The 15,954-nt window shown below is 66.9% G+C and carries 12 protein-coding genes and 1 pseudogene; 11 read left to right on the top strand and 2 right to left on the bottom strand.

The genetic code is table 11. The features are described from left to right. Positions 1–296 precede the first annotated feature (296 nt). Both AZSP09_RS02725 and AZSP09_RS02720 read left to right on the top strand, forming a co-directional pair. Positions 297–614, top strand: coding sequence for an antibiotic biosynthesis monooxygenase family protein (locus tag AZSP09_RS02725; RefSeq protein WP_152089102.1), 318 nt, complete (start codon positions 297–299; stop codon positions 612–614). Continuing rightward, positions 614–1,426: pseudogene (locus AZSP09_RS02720) on the top strand (23S rRNA (adenine(2030)-N(6))-methyltransferase RlmJ); the annotation flags it as partial. The gene AZSP09_RS02725 and the pseudogene AZSP09_RS02720, both read left to right, overlap by 1 nt. A 139-nt stretch (positions 1,427–1,565) precedes the next feature. Here the strand turns inward: AZSP09_RS02720 and AZSP09_RS02715 are convergent. Next, positions 1,566–2,213: an acyl carrier protein phosphodiesterase gene (locus tag AZSP09_RS02715; protein ID WP_152089101.1), complete on the bottom strand. Its 648-nt coding sequence runs from the start codon at positions 2,211–2,213 to the stop codon at positions 1,566–1,568. A 37-nt stretch (positions 2,214–2,250) separates the two neighbouring features. Next, positions 2,251–2,655 carry a nucleotide pyrophosphohydrolase gene (locus tag AZSP09_RS02710; protein ID WP_197739042.1) on the bottom strand — a complete coding sequence of 135 codons (405 nt, stop codon included), beginning with the start codon at positions 2,653–2,655 and terminating at the stop codon, positions 2,251–2,253. A gap of 55 nt (positions 2,656–2,710) precedes the next feature. Between AZSP09_RS02710 and AZSP09_RS02705 the strand changes: the two genes are divergently transcribed. The 9 genes from AZSP09_RS02705 (at position 2,711) to AZSP09_RS02665 (ending at position 15,907) form a co-directional block, all read left to right on the top strand. Further along, positions 2,711–4,279, top strand: coding sequence for an aminoacyl-histidine dipeptidase (locus AZSP09_RS02705; protein ID WP_172974681.1), 1,569 nt, complete (start codon positions 2,711–2,713; stop codon positions 4,277–4,279). A 144-nt stretch (positions 4,280–4,423) separates the two neighbouring features. Then, the gene (locus AZSP09_RS02700; RefSeq protein ID WP_152089100.1) at positions 4,424–4,945 is read left to right on the top strand and encodes a gamma carbonic anhydrase family protein; all 522 of its coding nucleotides are present in this window, start codon (positions 4,424–4,426) and stop codon (positions 4,943–4,945) included. 183 nt (positions 4,946–5,128) lie between these two features. Further along, positions 5,129–6,397 carry a CHASE domain-containing protein gene (locus tag AZSP09_RS02695; protein ID WP_152089099.1) on the top strand — a complete coding sequence of 423 codons (1,269 nt, stop codon included), beginning with the start codon at positions 5,129–5,131 and terminating at the stop codon, positions 6,395–6,397. Positions 6,398–6,442: 45 nt separating this feature from the next. Further along, positions 6,443–8,218: a PAS domain-containing protein gene (locus AZSP09_RS02690; protein ID WP_152089098.1), complete on the top strand. Its 1,776-nt coding sequence runs from the start codon at positions 6,443–6,445 to the stop codon at positions 8,216–8,218. 13 nt (positions 8,219–8,231) lie between these two features. Continuing rightward, complete coding sequence (locus AZSP09_RS02685; protein ID WP_014237807.1) at positions 8,232–8,666, top strand: response regulator; 435 nt, start codon at positions 8,232–8,234, stop codon at positions 8,664–8,666. A 14-nt stretch (positions 8,667–8,680) separates the two neighbouring features. Further along, positions 8,681–12,547 (top strand): PAS domain-containing protein, encoded by a 3,867-nt coding sequence (locus AZSP09_RS02680; protein ID WP_152089097.1) that lies wholly within the window; start codon positions 8,681–8,683, stop codon positions 12,545–12,547. Continuing rightward, positions 12,544–13,668, top strand: coding sequence for an HD domain-containing phosphohydrolase (locus AZSP09_RS02675; RefSeq protein WP_130458601.1), 1,125 nt, complete (start codon positions 12,544–12,546; stop codon positions 13,666–13,668). The genes AZSP09_RS02680 and AZSP09_RS02675 overlap by 4 nt, the downstream gene beginning before the upstream one ends. Before the next feature lie 40 nt (positions 13,669–13,708). After that, the gene (locus AZSP09_RS02670) at positions 13,709–14,839 is read left to right on the top strand and encodes a response regulator (RefSeq protein WP_014237810.1); all 1,131 of its coding nucleotides are present in this window, start codon (positions 13,709–13,711) and stop codon (positions 14,837–14,839) included. Positions 14,840–15,076: 237 nt separating this feature from the next. Next, positions 15,077–15,907: a hypothetical protein gene (locus tag AZSP09_RS02665; protein ID WP_152089096.1), complete on the top strand. Its 831-nt coding sequence runs from the start codon at positions 15,077–15,079 to the stop codon at positions 15,905–15,907. The last annotated feature ends 47 nt before the right edge of the window (positions 15,908–15,954 follow it).

Below are 15,954 nucleotides of genomic sequence, written 5' to 3'. Positions count from 1 at the left end.
CCACGGCGCGCCTGGCGGCATCCGCGGCGGTCAGCTCTAACCCGTGACCACGGAGCGATGGGCCGCAGCCGGAGCCTCCGGCACCGCTCACGGTCGGCCATCGCCGGCCATTGCGTTAATTCAAACGATCGTTTGACTGCTATTTTCCCCAAGAGTTGCCTGCCCCGGCAAGCCCTTTTTTGCCCCCGACCCATTCTTGCGCCGGGCCGGGAGCCGCGCCCCGCCTGGCGACTGCCGGGGCGGGCGAAAGTCCGCTAATATCCGCCCCCTCGACCGCCATTTCCCGGAGCCCGCCCATGTTCCTCGCCATGAACCGCTTTCGCATCAAGCCGGGCAGCGAAGCCGCCTTCATCGAACACTGGCAGAAGCGGGAAAGCTATCTGGCCGAAGTCCCGGGCTTTCTCGGCTTCCACCTGCTGCAACTGGAACCCCTGGGCGACGCCCCGGGCGAATTCATCCTCTTCGCCTCCCACACCATGTGGGCTTCGCAACAGGCTTTCGAGGACTGGACCCAGTCGGAGGCCTTCCGCAAGGCCCACGCCAACGCGGCCCTGACCCCCCGGGAACTCTACGTCGGCCCGCCCCAACTCGAACTTTTCAAGGCTGTAATCTAATGCTCAGCTACCGCCACGCCTTCCACGCCGGCAACCACGCCGACGTCCTCAAGCATCTGGTTCTGCTCCAGCTGCTCGACTACCTGACCCAGAAGGACAAGGCCCTCTACGTCATCGACACCCACGCCGGCGCCGGCGCCTACGACCTGAAGTCGGACTACGCCAAGAAGCTGGCCGAATTCCAGGGCGGCATCGGCCGCCTGTGGGAAGTGCCCCCTGCCGACCTGCCGCCGGCCCTGGCCGACTACGTGGCCCGCATCCGCCAGTTCAACGGCAACGAGGCCAACGGCCCCCTGCGCCTCTACCCCGGCTCCCCCTGGCTGGCCCAGCAGGGCCTGCGGGACATCGACCGGCTGCGCCTGTACGAGCTGCACAGCACCGACGCCCGCCTGCTGGCCGCCAACTTCAAGGATGCCGGCCGCCAGGTCCAGGTCACCTCCGGCGACGGCCTGGCCGGCATGAAGGCCCTGCTGCCGCCTCCGTCGCGCCGGGCCCTGGTGCTGATCGACCCCTCCTACGAGGTCAAGACCGACTACGCCACCATCTACAAGTCCCTGCAGGACGCCCTGCAGCGCTTCGCCACCGGCACCTACGCCGTCTGGTATCCCTGTCTCAACCGCCCCGAATCCCGCCAGTTCCCCGACCGCCTGAAGCGCCTGCCGGCCAAGGACTGGCTCCACGTCTCCCTGCACGTGCGTTCGCCGGACGCGGACGGCTTCGGCATGGCCGGCAGCGGCATGTTCATCCTCAACCCGCCATGGACCCTGGCCGCCACCCTGAAGGAAGTGCTGCCCCGGCTGGTGGAACTGCTGGCGGAAGAAGGGGATGCCGGCAAGGGCGCCCACTTCGTCCTGGAGAGCGGCGCCGGCGGCACCCTGGGCGATACGCCGCTACGCCCGGAGCGGGCCCGGCCGACGGTGTTCAATCCCCGGGGCAGCGCCGGTTTTCCCTCTAATACGGCGGGCCGGAAGGCACCCCGCGCGCCTGCCGCCAGCGCCGGGCAAAAGCCTGGGCGTCCGGCAGGAAAGCCCGGCAATCCGCCGCAAAGCCCGCGTAATCCTGCAGCAACTCCGCGCCCGCCCCGTAAAGGGCCGTCCGGGCGCTCGGGCGCGTAAAGCGCTGGGCCATGCGGTCCAGGGCCAGGGCGATGATCTCCGGCTCCCGGTAGGAAGCCAGCCAGTCGTCGCCCCGCATGCGCGGCAGGATGGCCGCCAGCCGCTGCGGCAGGGCCGGCCCCAGCTCTTCTGCCTGGGCGTAAAGGCCGGCGGAAAACTGCGCCAGCCCCCGGGGCAGATCGCCCGCCGCCAGGGCTGACCACTCGGCCCAGTCCCGGGCCAGGAAGTGGTCGTAGAACAGATCCACCATGATCCCCGCCACCCGGCGCCGTGCCGGGCTGATGCGCTCCCGGCTGCGACAGAAGGCGGGATGGGTTTCGGCAAAGCTGTCCAGGCGCCGGTGCAGTTCCACCCCGGCCAGCACCTCCGCCGGCAGGCCGCCCGGAGCATTGTCCAGAGGCCCCTTGACGAAGTCGCCGAGGAAGCCGCCCAGGCGGTGCTCCGCCACCTCGCCGCCCAGATAGGCGTGGGCCAGGAAGTTCATGGCCGCTCCTGTCGCCGCCCCCGGACGCCCGCCCGGCTCACTCCAGCTCCGTGTATTTGCGCGAAGAGCCCCGGGCCTTCTCCACCGGATACTTGGCCGCGTTCTTGCCGATCTTGGCCAGGGCCGCCGCCGGCAGGTCGATGCCCGCCTCCGCCGTCAGCAGCAGCAGATACAGCAGCACGTCGGCGCATTCGTCGGCCAGGGCCTCCCGCCCCGCCGGGTCCGCCACCAAGGCGACCATGTCGGCGTCGCTCTTCCACTGGGTCAGCTCCAGCAGTTCGGCCGCCTCCAGGTTGAGGGAGACGATGAGGTGGCGCAGGCTGTGGAACTGCTTCCAGTCCCGCTCGTCGCGGAAGGCCAGGATGGCCTCGGTCAGCCGCTGCAGATCGGACGGGGAGCGGGCTTCAGGGTCGGCAGGGACGGGCATTTCTGCTAAGGTCATGGGCTTTTCAATGTTGGACGGGGCGGACAGTGATTATGCCCCGACGCACCGGACCATGACCGACTCTGCCTCCTCTTCTGCCCCCACTGCCGCCTCCTCTGTCTCTGCCGCACCCGCCCTCTCCCCCCGCGTCGCCGCCTACCAGCCCACGCCCGACTTCCCCTTCGCCGACCTGCAGCCCGTGGCCGTGTGGCGCCATTTCGCCGCCCTCTGCGCCATTCCGCGCCAGTCCAAGCACGAAGCCGCCCTGCGCGACCACCTGGCAGCCTGGGCTGAGGGCCGGGGCCTGGCCAGCGAACAGGACGGCGTCGGCAACCTGGTGATCCGCAAGCCCGGCAGCCCGGGCCGGGAACACGAGGCCGGCGTCATCCTGCAGGGCCACCTGGACATGGTCTGCCAGCAGAACAGCGGCACCGGCCACGATTTCCAGCAGGACCCCATCCGCCCCGTACTGAAGGACGGCTGGCTGCTGGCGGAGAACACCACCCTGGGCGCCGACAACGGCATCGGCGTGGCCCTGGCCCTGGCCGCCCTGGAAGCCGACGGCCTTTCCCATCCGCCCCTGGAAGTGCTGCTCACGGTGGACGAGGAAGCGGGCATGGGCGGCGCCCTGGGCCTGGCCCCGGGCCTGCTGCGGGGCCGCTACCTGATCAACATCGACACCGAGGAATGGGGCCACCTGTACCTGGGCTGCGCCGGCGGCATGGACGTCAATGTGACCTATCCCTACAGCAGCGAACCGGCGCCGGCGGGCTGGACGGTGGCCAAGATCTCCCTCACCGGCCTCAGCGGCGGCCACTCGGGCATCGACATCCACAAGGAGCGGGGCAACGCCATCAAGCTGCTGGTGCGCCTGCTGGGGGAACTGGGCCAGCAACTCGGCGCCGAGGCCTGGCGCCTGCTGCAGCTGGAAGGGGGCACCGCCCGCAACGCCCTGCCGCGGGAGGCCTTCGCCACCGTGATCCTGGACCCGGCCTGCCTGGCCGAGATCGAGGCGACCCTGGCTACGGGCGCCCAGGCCCTTGCCCGGGAGCTGAAGGGGGTTGAAAACGGCCTATCCGTGCGCCTCTCCGAGCTGCCCTCCCTGGCCGGTCCGGCCATGGCCCCCGCCGCCCAGCGCCAGCTGCTGGCCGCCCTCAACGCGGCGCCCCACGGCGTCGCCCGCATGAGCATGAGCGTGCCCGGCATCGTCGAAACCTCCAACAACCTGGGCGTGCTCAGCGTCGCCAACGGCCAGGCCCGGGCCAACTTCATGGTGCGCTCCCTGGTGGATTCCGCCGCCCAGGCCCACGCCCGGCGCATCGCCGACCTCTTCGGCCTGATCGGCGCCGACTGCCAGCTCACCGACGGCTACTCCGGCTGGAAGCCCAACCCGGATTCGCCCCTGCTGGCCCTGGCCCAGCAGGTCTATGCCGCACAGTTCGGCGGCAGCGCCCAGGTGGAGGTGATCCACGCCGGCCTGGAGTGCGGCATCATCGGTGCCAAGTACCCGGGCCTGGACATGCTCTCCTTTGGCCCCACCATCCACGGCGCCCACGCTCCCGGCGAGCGGGTCGAGGTGGAAACGGTGGCCAGGAGCTGGCAGTTCCTGGTGGCCCTGCTGGCCGCCCTGCCCCGGGTCTGACAAACCCTTTGCCACAGAGGGCACAGAGAACACAGAGGCAGGCAAAAGCCAAACCGTCTCAGCCGGAAGGCGGGCAGCTACGACTGCCCCTCTCTGTGTTCTCTGTGCCCTCTGTGGCAAAAAAACAAACCCCAGGAGCCCCCCATGCCCATCTACAAGATCGACCAGAAGACGCCCCAGATCGCCGCGAGCGCCTGGGTCGCCCCCAACGCCACGGTGATCGGCGACGCCCGCCTGGGTGACAACGTCTCCATCTGGTGGAACGCCGTGCTGCGGGGCGACAACGACCCCATCCACATCGGCGCCAACAGCAACATCCAGGACGGCTCCGTGCTGCATACGGACGAAGGCGTGCCCATGCACATCGGCGCCAACGTCACCGTGGGCCACATGGTCATGCTGCACGGCTGCACCTTGGGCGACAATTCCCTGATCGGCATCGGCAGCGTCATCCTCAACCGGGCGGTGATCGGCAAGCACAGCATCGTCGGCGCCAATACCCTGATCCCGGAAGGCAAGGTCTTCCCCGACGGGGTGCTGATCGTCGGCTCCCCGGGCAAGGTGGTGCGGGAGCTGAGCGAGGAGGAAAAGGCCCGGCTGCAAAAGAGCGCCGACCATTACGTGGACAACGCCCGCCGCTACGCCAGCCGGCTGGTGGAGCTGTAGGCCTGGCGGGCTGCGCCAGGCAGCGGCAGAAGGCCGGGAGCGACCCCGGCCTTTTTTATGTCCGTAGAACTACTTAAGTCTTTATTCCTACAACTTTTTTCGTATGTCGCCACCATAGTCTTTTCCCCATAATGGCCTGGAAAATAACCAGAACCAAGGCTGCCACAGCCTGGAGACAAGACCATGACGGCACATCCCCAGCCGCCGCCCCGGCTCTCCCGGGGGCAAGCCCTGCTGTTGCACCCGGCCAGCCCCTGGGCGGTCCTGACCATTGCCCTGGCCCTGAGCCTGTGGTTCTGGCGCACGTCCGTCGCCACCAACGACCGCATCACTGAGGAACGCTTCCAGCGCTACGTGGCCGAGGCCAGCCAGCGCATCACCCTGCGCATGCAGGAGCACGAGCAGATTCTGCGCGGCGCCGTCGGCCTGATCCTGTCCTCGGACGACGTCACCCGGCAGGAATGGCGGGACTTCTTCCAGGCCCTCAACCTGAAGGAACACTACCCGGGCATCCTGGCCCTGGGCTATACCGTCATGCTCAAGGCGGAAGAGCGGGCGGCCTACGAAAAACAGGTGCGCCAGGAAGGCTTTCCCGACTTTGCCATCAGCCCCCGGGGCGACCGTCCCGTCTACAGCAGCATCCACCTGATCGAGCCCTTCTCCGAGCGCAACCAGCGGGCCTTCGGCTACGACATGTATTCCGACCCGACCCGCCGCGCCGCCATGGAACTGGCCCGGGACCGCAACAGTGCCGCCCTCACCAGCCGGGTCACCCTGGTGCAGGAGGACGGCCACGACATCCAGGCCGGCACCGTGCTCTACATGCCGGTGTATCGCCCCGGCCAGCCCCTGGAAACCACCGCCCAGCGCCGCCAGGCCCTGCTCGGCTTCGTCTACAGCCCTTTCCGCATGGGCGACCTGATGACCGACATCCTGGGCCACTGGGGCCGGGAACTGGACTTCGAGATCTACGACGGCGCCCCCTTCAGCGAAGCCAACCGCCTCTACGCCACCCGTAGCGGCATCACCGACAGCAGCGGCATCCGCCGCACCCAGGTGACCCTGGCCCTGCCCATGCGCGAGTGGACCCTGCGCTTCCAGAGCACCCCGGCCTTCGAGGCGGAACTGGAGCAGCCCTACCCTCTCATCATCCTGGCCACCGGCTGCACCATCAGCCTGCTGCTGCTGCAGCTGCTGCGCAGCCTGGCCCGGGAAGTGCGGCAACAGCAGGGCAACCAGGCCGCCCTGGCCCAGGAGCACCGGCGCCTGGCCAGCATCGCCCGCCTGCGCGATGCCTACATCCGGGGCCACGACGGCCACACCATCTTTACCCTGGTGCTGACGGAAATCCTCGATCTCTCCAACAGCCAGTTCGGCTACATCACCGAACTGAGCTACCGCCCCGACGGCGAGCCGGTGCAGCGCTTCCTCGCCCTCTCCGACATTGCCTGAGACGAGGCCAGCCGCCAGCAATACGCCGGGGCGGCGGCGGGGCGCATGCAGTTCGTCGGCCTCAACGGTCTCTACGCCGCCGCCATCGACAGCGGCGCGGCGGTCATCGCCAACGATCCGGCACACCATCCCCGGCACAACGACCGCATCCCGGCCGGACATCCGCCCATGCAGGCCTTCCTCGGCCTGCCCATCTTCCGCGACGGCCGCATCGTCGGCAGCGTCGGCCTGGCCAACCGGCCCGGCGGCTACGACCAGGCCCTGGCCGACTACCTGCAGCCGGTGGTGGACAGCTGCTCCCAGCTGATCGACGCCCTCAAGGACCAGCAGGCCCTGCAGGAAAGCGAGAACCAGCTGCGCCAGCTGTGCAATTCCCTGCAGCAGCTGATCTGGACGGCGACGCCGGACACCCGTTGCGACTTTCTCAGCCGCCAGTGGGAGGAATACACCGGCAGGCCGGCAAGCGAGCAGCTGGGCCGGGCCTGGATGGCCCAGATCCACCCGGAGGACCAGGGCCGCCTCAACGCCGCCTGGGAAAGCTGCATCGCCCGGGGCGAGAACCTGCGCATCGACCTGCGCATCCGCCGCCACGACGGCCAGTACCGCTGGTTCGACACCCGGGCCTCGGCCCTCAAGGACCGGGAAGGCAAGCTCATCCGCTGGATCGGCAGCAACACGGACGTGCAGGTGGAGCGGGAAATGATGGCGGCCCTCAGCGAAGCCCGCCGCATCATTTCCCAGGGCCAGCGCCTGGGCCACTTCGCCAGCTGGGCGGCGGACCTCAAGCAGGGCCGCTGGTTCATCCCCGACTTCACCCCCATCGTGGACTGGCCGCCGGGCGAGTACAACTGCGCCCAGCTGCTGCAGCTGGCCCACGCCGAAGACGTGGCGAACCTGCAGCAGGCCTGGCGCGAGGCCGAGGCCGGTACGGCCCCCTTCGACATCAAGTGCCGCATCCGGCACCGGGGCGAACTGCGCTGGGTCCATCTCACGGCGGAATTCGAACGCACCCCGGAGGGCAAGGCCGAGCGCGCCGCCGGCGTGGCCCGGGACATCACCCGGGAAGTGGCGGCGGAAGAGCAGATCCGCCAGTTCAACGACAGCCTGGAACGGCGGGTGAAGGAGCGCACCGCCGAGCTGGCGGCGGCCAACCACGAGCTGGAAGGCTTCGCCTACGCCGTTTCCCACGACCTGCGGGCGCCCCTGCGGGCCATCACCGGCTTCAGCCAGGCCCTGCTGGAGGACTACGGCGACAAGCTGGAAGGCGAGGCCAGGGAATTCCTCGACGAGATCATCCGCGGCGGCCGCCACCTGGGAGAACTGATCGACGGCCTGCTCACCCTCTCCCGCTGCACCCGGGGCGAACTGCGCCGGGAGCCGGTGGACATCTCCGCCCTGGCCGAGGCCATGGCCCGGGAAATCCGCAGCCACCAGCGGGGCGCCCATTTCACCCTGGAGGTTGAACCCGGCATCCAGGTCCAGGGCGATCCCGCCATGCTGGAAGTAGTGATGCGCAACCTCATGGAAAACGCCTGGAAGTATTCGGCCCACCAGAAGGCGCCCCACATCCGCGTCTACGCCGACAGCATCACCGCAGACACCGTCGCCTGGTGCGTCGCCGACAACGGCGCCGGCTTCGACATGAACTACGCCAACAAGCTGTTCAAGCCCTTCCAGCGCCTGCACCGGCAGAGCGAATTTGCCGGCACCGGCATCGGCCTGGCCACGGTGCAACGCATCATCCACCGCCACGGCGGCGACATCACGGCCTCCTCGGCGGTGAACCAGGGCGCCGTCTTCCGCATCACCCTGCCCACTTGAAAGGACCCGAACCATGGACAAGAACATTCTGCTGGTGGAAGACAACGACCAGGACGAAAAGCTGATCCTGCGGGCCCTGCGCAAGGTGAACCTGGCCAACCAGGTGGACGTGGCCCGGGACGGCCAGCAGGCCCTGGACTACCTCTTCGCCGAAGGCGAGTTTTCCGGACGGGCCGGCCAGCCCCTGCCCACCGTGGTGCTGCTGGACATCAACCTGCCCCGCATCAGCGGCCTGGACGTGCTCAAGCGCCTGCGCGCCGATTCCCGCACCCACCTGCTGCCGGTGGTGATGCTGACCTCCTCCGACGAGGAGCAGGACCGCCTCGCCTCCTACGAGGACGGCGCCAACAGCTTCGTGCGCAAGCCCCTGGATTTCGGCGAATTCGCCGAAACCGTGGCCCGCATGGGGGTGTACTGGCTAGCCACCAACATACCGCCGAAGAACTGAGAGGAGGCCGCCCCATGCTCTCGCCGCTGCACATCCTGGTCATCGAGGACATGGCCAGCGATTACCTGCTCCTGGCCCGCAGCCTCAGCCACGGGGATATCCCGGTGGAAACCCGGCACGTCGGCAACGTGGACGAGCTCAACGAGGCCCTGGAGGATCGCCACTGGGATGTGGTGCTGTGCGACTACTCCATTCCCGGCCTCTCCTTCGAGGACGCCTTCCATCTGATCCGCCGGCGCCAGCCGGAGGTGCCGGTGATCGTCGTCTCCGGCTCCCTCATGGACGAGGACGCGGTGGACCTGCTCAGGCTGGGCGCCTCCGACTTCGTCCTCAAGGACCGGCTGGCCCGACTCATGCCCGCCATCTGCCGCAGCATCGAGGAAAGCGAGGAAAAGCAGCGGCGCCAGCGCATCGAGCGGGAGCTGGAGATCGTCTGGGAACGGCTCGACCTGGCCCTCACCGCCACCAACGACGGCCTCTGGGACTGGGACCTGAGCAGCAACGCCCTCTACCTCTCGCCCCGCTGGTTCACCATGCTCGGCTACGGCGAAAACGAATATCCCTGCAGCCTGGAGACCTGGCGCCAGTTCATCCACCCGGACGACCTGACCCGGGCCATGGCCATCCTCAGCGACGCCACCGGCGCCACCGGCCGGGAACGCATCGAGCAGGTCCTGCGCATGCGCAGCAAGGACGGCACCTGGCACGACGTGCTCTGCCGCGCCATGGCCATCCGCAACGACGGCCAGGTACGCCGCATCATCGGCACCAACACCGACGTCACCGCCATCAGCCAGGCCCAGCACCAGTCCCTGCAGACGGAAGCCCGCTACAAGGCCCTGGTGGAAGCCTCGGCCCAGATCGTGTGGAGCTGCAACGCCCGGGGCGAAATCTTCGAGGACTCGCCCTCCTGGCAGGCCTACACCGGCAGCAGCATGGCCGACGGCGATCTGCGCCTGGCCTCCATCCACCCGGAAGACAAGGAGGAACTGGCCCGGCGCTGGCGCCAGGCCCTGAGCCAGAACTCCATCCTGGAGATGGACCACCGCCTGCGCCACCATTCCGGCCAGTGGCGCTGGACCCACTGCCGCGCCGTGCCCCTGCGCCTGGCCAACGGCCGCATCGGCGCCTGGGTGGGGATGAACATCGACATCCACGACAAGAAGCTGGCCGAACTCAACCAGCAGCGCTACGAGCAGCTGGTGCTCAACGCCGGCGACGGCCTGGCCATCTACGACCGGGACCTGCGGGTGTGCCTGTGCAACCGGGAATTCGCCGAATTCCTCGGCCACACGCCGGAGAGCATCCGCGGCCTGGCCCTGCAGGAGCTGCTGCCGGCGGACCGCTTCGAAAAAGCCCTGCCCCACCTGCAGGCGGCGCTGCAAGGCCAGTCGGTGCGCTTCCAGCTGTCGGTGGACAGGCCCGGCCGGGGCACCTACCACATCAGCCTGCGCTACCAGCCCCTGATGCAGAACGGCCAGATCGACGGCATCGTCGCCAGCCTCACCGACGTCAGCGAGCTGAAGCAGGCCGAGCAGGCCCTGCGCCAGACCCAGGTGGAACTGGAGCAGCACCGGGACAAGCTGGAACAGCTGGTGGAATCCCGCTCCGCCGAACTGCGGGCCAGCGAGGCCCGCCTGCGCCTGGCCATCGCCGCCGCCGGCCTGGGGGCCTGGGAATACGACCCGGAACTGGAATGCCACCTGCCGGCCCTCAGCGGCAACACCCTGTTCGACCTGCACCAAGGCAGCTTCGCCGAATTCCTCCAGGCCATCCACCCGGAGGACCGGGAAGCCATGGCCCAGGCCATGGGCCAGGCCCTCCACACCGAAGGGCGCCATCTCTTCGAATACCGGGTGCTGCAGCAGGGCACCTGCCGCTGGGTGGCGGACACCTTCGACGTGCAGCGCCGCCAGGGCCGCCTGCAGGTGGTGGGCACCCTGCAGGACATCACCGAGCGACGCCAGGCCGACGCCACCCGGGAAGCGGCGCGGGAGGCGGCGGAGCAGCTGGCCCGCATCAAGAGCGAGTTCCTCGCCAACATGAGCCACGAGATCCGCACCCCGCTCAATGCCATCCTCGGCTTCGCCCAACTGGGCCAGCGGGAGACGCCGGAATCCCGCGCCAGGATTGGCTTCCAGCGCATCCATGACGCCGGTCAGCACCTTCTGGGCATCATCAACGACATCCTGGACTTCTCCAAGATCGAAGCCGGCAAGATGAAGCTGGAGATGCAGCCCACCAATCCCTGCGAGGTGGTGGACCACGTGGTCAAGCTGATGGCCGCCTCGGTCTTCCAGAAGGGCCTGGAACTGCGGGTGGAGGAAAGCGACAACCTGCCCGCCGCCTTCGACGGCGACTCCCTGCGCCTGGCCCAGGTGCTGCTCAACCTGCTGGGCAATGCCCTCAAGTTTACAGATCAGGGCAGCATCACCCTGCGCGAGGAGCGGGACGGCCAGGACCTCATCTACAGCATCCGCGACACCGGCATCGGCATGAACCGGGAGCAGCTGGGGCGCCTCTTCCACGCCTTCGAGCAGGGCCACGGCGGCGCCTCCCGGCGCTTCGGCGGCACCGGCCTGGGGCTCACCATCACCAAGCGCCTGGTGGAGATGATGGGCGGCAGCATCGAGGTGGAATCCACCCCGGGCCAGGGCACCTGCTTCTCCATCCGCATCCCCATGCACAACGTGGTCGAGGCCCAGCCCTCCCCGCCCCTGCAGGTCGGCCTGCTCGGCTTCGAGCAGGAGGACCGGCGCCAGCTGGCCGCCACCCTGGCGGCCTACGGCATTTCCACCGCCATCATCGGCGGCGACGCGGCCACCACCCCCAGAGGCCTGGCCCTGGTCGTCGCCGACGTCAAGGTGGAACCCGCCCTCCTCGGCCGTCTGCTGCAACGGGGCGAACGGGTGGCCGTGCTGCACCAGCCCGGCTGCCTGCCCCCGCCCAGCCCCCTGGCGCCGGAGCTGCAATACCTGGAGCGGCCCCTGCGCGCCTGCCATGTGGAATCCCTGGCCCTGGGCCAGTGCGCCACCGGCACCACGGCGGCGGACCCCCAGCGCCGCCTGGGCGGCATCTCCATCCTCATCGCCGAGGACAACCAGGCCAACCGGCTGGTGCTGCGGGAACTGCTGGAATCGGAAGGGGCCAGCATCGTCTGCGTCGAGAACGGCCTGGAGGCGGTGGAAACCCTGCAACGACGCGGCCCCCAGGACTTCCAGCTGTTCCTCACCGACGTCCAGATGCCGGTCATGGACGGCTACACCGCGGCCCGGGAAGTGAGCCGCCAGTACCCGGAACTGCCCATCATCGGCGTCACCGCCAACGTCACCCTGGAAGACCGGCAGAACTGCCTCAACGCTGGCATGGTGGACCACGTGGGCAAGCCCTACCAGCTCGATGCCCTGGTGGAGGCCATCCTGCGGGTGGTGCGCAGCGACGCCCGGCCCTCGCCCCTGTGGCAGGCCCCGCCCAACCCGCTGCCGACCCCGACAACCCCACCGCCTCCCCCTGCTAGCGACCTCGATTCCGACGCGATAGATTGGCCCCAGCTGCGCAGCCGCCTGGGGGTCAAGCCCGGGCTGATGGAGCGCTTCCTGCGCCTGTTCCTGGAAAGCAACGGCCGCCTGCCCGACGAACTGCGGGACCTGGCCTGCAACCCGGACCTGGAGCGGCTGCGCCGCCTCGGCCATGCTCTCTACGGCTCCGCCGCCAACCTGGCCGCCGTACCCACCGCCACCCTGGCCCGCCGCCTGGAATACGCCGCCGCCGCCGGCGAGCCGGAAAGCGCGGTCCTGGCCGGCGAACTGGCGGACCAGTTGGAGCGGCTGTTCGCCACCATCCACCAGTATCTGGACCAGTTGCAGGAGAACGCGCCATGACCTCCCGGCCCATCCTCGTCATCGCCGACGACCAGGCGGAAAACCTCCTGCTGCTGGAGGCCATGCTCCAGGAAGACTACGAGGTGCGCACCTTCCCCGACGGCACCGACGTGCAGCTCTACCTGAAGCAGGGCGGCCGGGCCGACATTTTCCTGCTCGACATCGTCATGCCCCACCTGGACGGTTTTTCCCTCTGCCGCCAGATCAAGGCCAATGCGACCACCCGGGAACTGCCGGTGATCTTCATCACCGCCCTCGACAGCCCGGACGTAGAAGCCCGGGGCCTGGCCCTGGGCGCGGTGGACTTCATCCACAAGCCCTTCTCCATGCCCGGCATCAAGGCCCGCCTGCGCACCCACCTGCAGCTGGCCGCCACCAGCCGCCAGCTGCGGGAGCAGAACGAAAACCTGGAAGCCCTGGTGGCCCAGCGCACCCGGGAATACATGGAGCAGACCCGGGAGCTGCTGCAGCGCAAGCAGCAGGTCATTTCCGGCCAGGAGGCCACCATCCGCGCCTTCTGCTCCCTGGCCGAGGCCCGGGACAACGAGACCGGCAACCACATCCGCCGCACCCAGAACTACGTGCGCATCCTGGGCCTGGAACTGCAGGACCACCCGGACTTCCGCCGCCACCTGGACGACCAGGTGGTGACCCTGCTCTACAAGTCCGCCCCCCTGCACGACATCGGCAAGGTGGGCATCCCCGACCGCATCCTGCTCAAGCCGGGCAAGCTGGACGCCGCCGAGTGGGAAATCATGCGCGAGCACTGCCGCATCGGCCGCGATGCCATTTCCCAGGTGGCCAAGGAAGTGGGGGAAGACAACGACTTCCTGCGCTACGGCATGGAGATCGCCTACGGCCACCACGAGCACTGGGACGGCGGCGGCTACCCCCAGGCCATCAAGGGCGAGGACATTCCCGTCTCGGCCCGCCTGATGGCCGTGGCCGACGTCTACGACGCCCTCATTTCCCGGCGCGTCTACAAGCCGCCCATGCCCCACGACGAAGCCCTGGCCTACATCGTCGGCCAGGCCGGCAGGCATTTCGACCCCACCGTGGTGGCCGCCATGCAGGCCCAGGAGCGGGCCTTCGTGCGCACCGCCACCGAATTTAGCGACTGAACCAATTCACATCAGCAATCAGTAATCTGCGGGAGGAACCATGAAGATTTTCATCGTCGACGACGACCCCCTGGCCCGGCTGGTCACCACCAACAGCCTGGAAGAACAGGGCTTCACCATGATCGAGCTGGAGGATGGCCAGGCCTGCCTGGGCCGGGTGGAGGAGCAGCCCGACATCATCATCCTCGACGTGGAAATGGACGGCCTCGACGGTATCGCCACCTGCCGCGCCCTGCGCCAGGACGGCCACGAGCGGCCCCACGTGCTCTTCATCTCCAGCCACGACGACATGGAAACCCGGCTGGCGGCCTACGACGCGGGCGGCAACGACTTCCTGGTCAAGCCCTTCATGCCCGACGAGCTGACGCGCAAGATCCGCCAGGCCATCGGCCAGCTGGAACTGCGCGACTCCCTCGCCTCCCGGGCCGACATGGCCCAGACCGTGGCCTTCTCCGCCATGTCCTCCATGGGCGAGATGGGCGCCGTGCTCGAATTCATGCGCAAGTCCTTCCTTGCCCTCAGCCCCCGGGAACTGGCCCAGGAAATCTTCAACACCCTGGGCGGCTACGGCCTTCAGGGCGCCGTGGAAATCCGCAGCCCCGACCACGCCCCCCTGCACTTCAGCAGCCAGGGCTCGGTAGCCCCCCTGGAAAGCGCCATCCTCGAATACGCCCGCAACCTGCCGCGCATCGTCCAGTCCGCAGAACGCATGGTCATCAACTACCCCCTGGTGACCCTGCTCATTCCCCAACTGCCCCAGGACGACCCGGACCGGGTCGGCCGCCTGCGGGACCACCTGGCCATCGTCGCCGAAGCCGCCGAAGCCCGGCTGCAAGCCCTGGGCACGGAAAACCTGCGCCTGGCCCAGGCCGAAGCCATCGTCCAGGCCGTCACCCAGCTCAGCGTCACCCTGGAAGAAATCGAAAAGCGGCAGCAGGAACAGCGCCTGCAAGCCCAGGCCGCCCTGATCGCCCACCTGCACGAAATGGAAGACGCCTTCGTCCGCCTGGGCCTCAGCAGCGAACAGGAACACTCCCTGATCCGCATGGCCCGCGCCGCCATGGAAGACCAAAGCGCCTCCCAGGCCGGCCAGGAGACATTGGAAATCAGGTTGAGGGAAGTGGTGCGAGCCCTGAATCGGGCGATTCAGGGGAAGGCGGTGAGGCAGTGATGGGGAATGAGTGTTTGTCGGCCGAACAATGGTGACGGCTCTTCGCCAAAATTGACGATGCAATGATGGACCGGCCTTTAGTGCTTTGAGCCGAATCACTACCTAGCTATATTCACTTTCGGCCATAAGCGGCCAATCATCTCTCGCGCCAAATTGCCGACATTGGTTCTCTGAATAGCCCTTGAGCATTGTTCATTGTGGATGCACACTTGCTCACTTATTTTTTAGCTGCATGCTATGAAGAGAGTATTTCTAGACAACAACACCTACATCAACGCGTTTGAAAAGAAGAGGGAGCCGACATGTTCTAGGGTCTCCGAAATTCTCTTGCAATCAGACGTAGAACTGGTTCTCTCCGAAGAACTACTGGATGAGTTCGCACAAACAGATAATGCAGAGATCGCAGAGCATTTGCTCAACTCCGCACTGCAGAATAAATGCGTTTGGATAGAGTCTTTCGAGCAAATACAGCGGAAAGAAGTTGGCAACTACGTGCGCTCATCCTTGCTGAATCTGGAGGTGCAACCGATTAAGCCTTTCGCTGAGAGATATCATCTGCTTCCAGATAGTCATCCAAACGTCCAGCCTATAGATTTCTTACGGGCTTGTATGGCACAAAGGCATCGAGACGGAATGGCAGCTAGCCACAGAGAGCACGCCAACATCCTTAATAAGCTACAAATAGCGACAAAACAAGGGCTCTTTACTTCAGATAGGAACGAGCAAGCTTTGTTTTCTTTGATTCGTTCCCGTATCCCGCAGGAGGTTATGCTTCAGGCCGAACGGATAGGATTCTCTTTCAAGGATGTTGTCGAGCACTGCTTGAACAACTGGGAGGTAATGTATGAGTCATGCCCCTCAATGAACACAGAACGGCATCTTTCTGACTATCGTGCAAGTGACCCTACAAGGAGGACTCGGTCATCTGACTCAAAGGATCTCACGATGTCGGTTGCCGTACTTCCATATGTCGATGAGTTTGTATCTGGAGACGGCTACCTCCATGGGGGATTGAAGTACGTTCAGAGAAAAATACCGACAATAACAACGTCGATATTTAAATATTGACTCGATGCGCCCTTTTTTATCGAGCAAATTCACCAACGCGATCTAAT

The sequence above is a fragment of the Azospira sp. I09 genome (genome assembly GCF_009177135.1).
GTDB classification, from domain to species: Bacteria; Pseudomonadota; Gammaproteobacteria; order Burkholderiales; family Rhodocyclaceae; genus Azospira; species Azospira oryzae.
The sequence above is the reverse complement of the archived record's forward strand: the minus strand, read 5'-3'. Positions and strand labels throughout refer to the sequence as shown.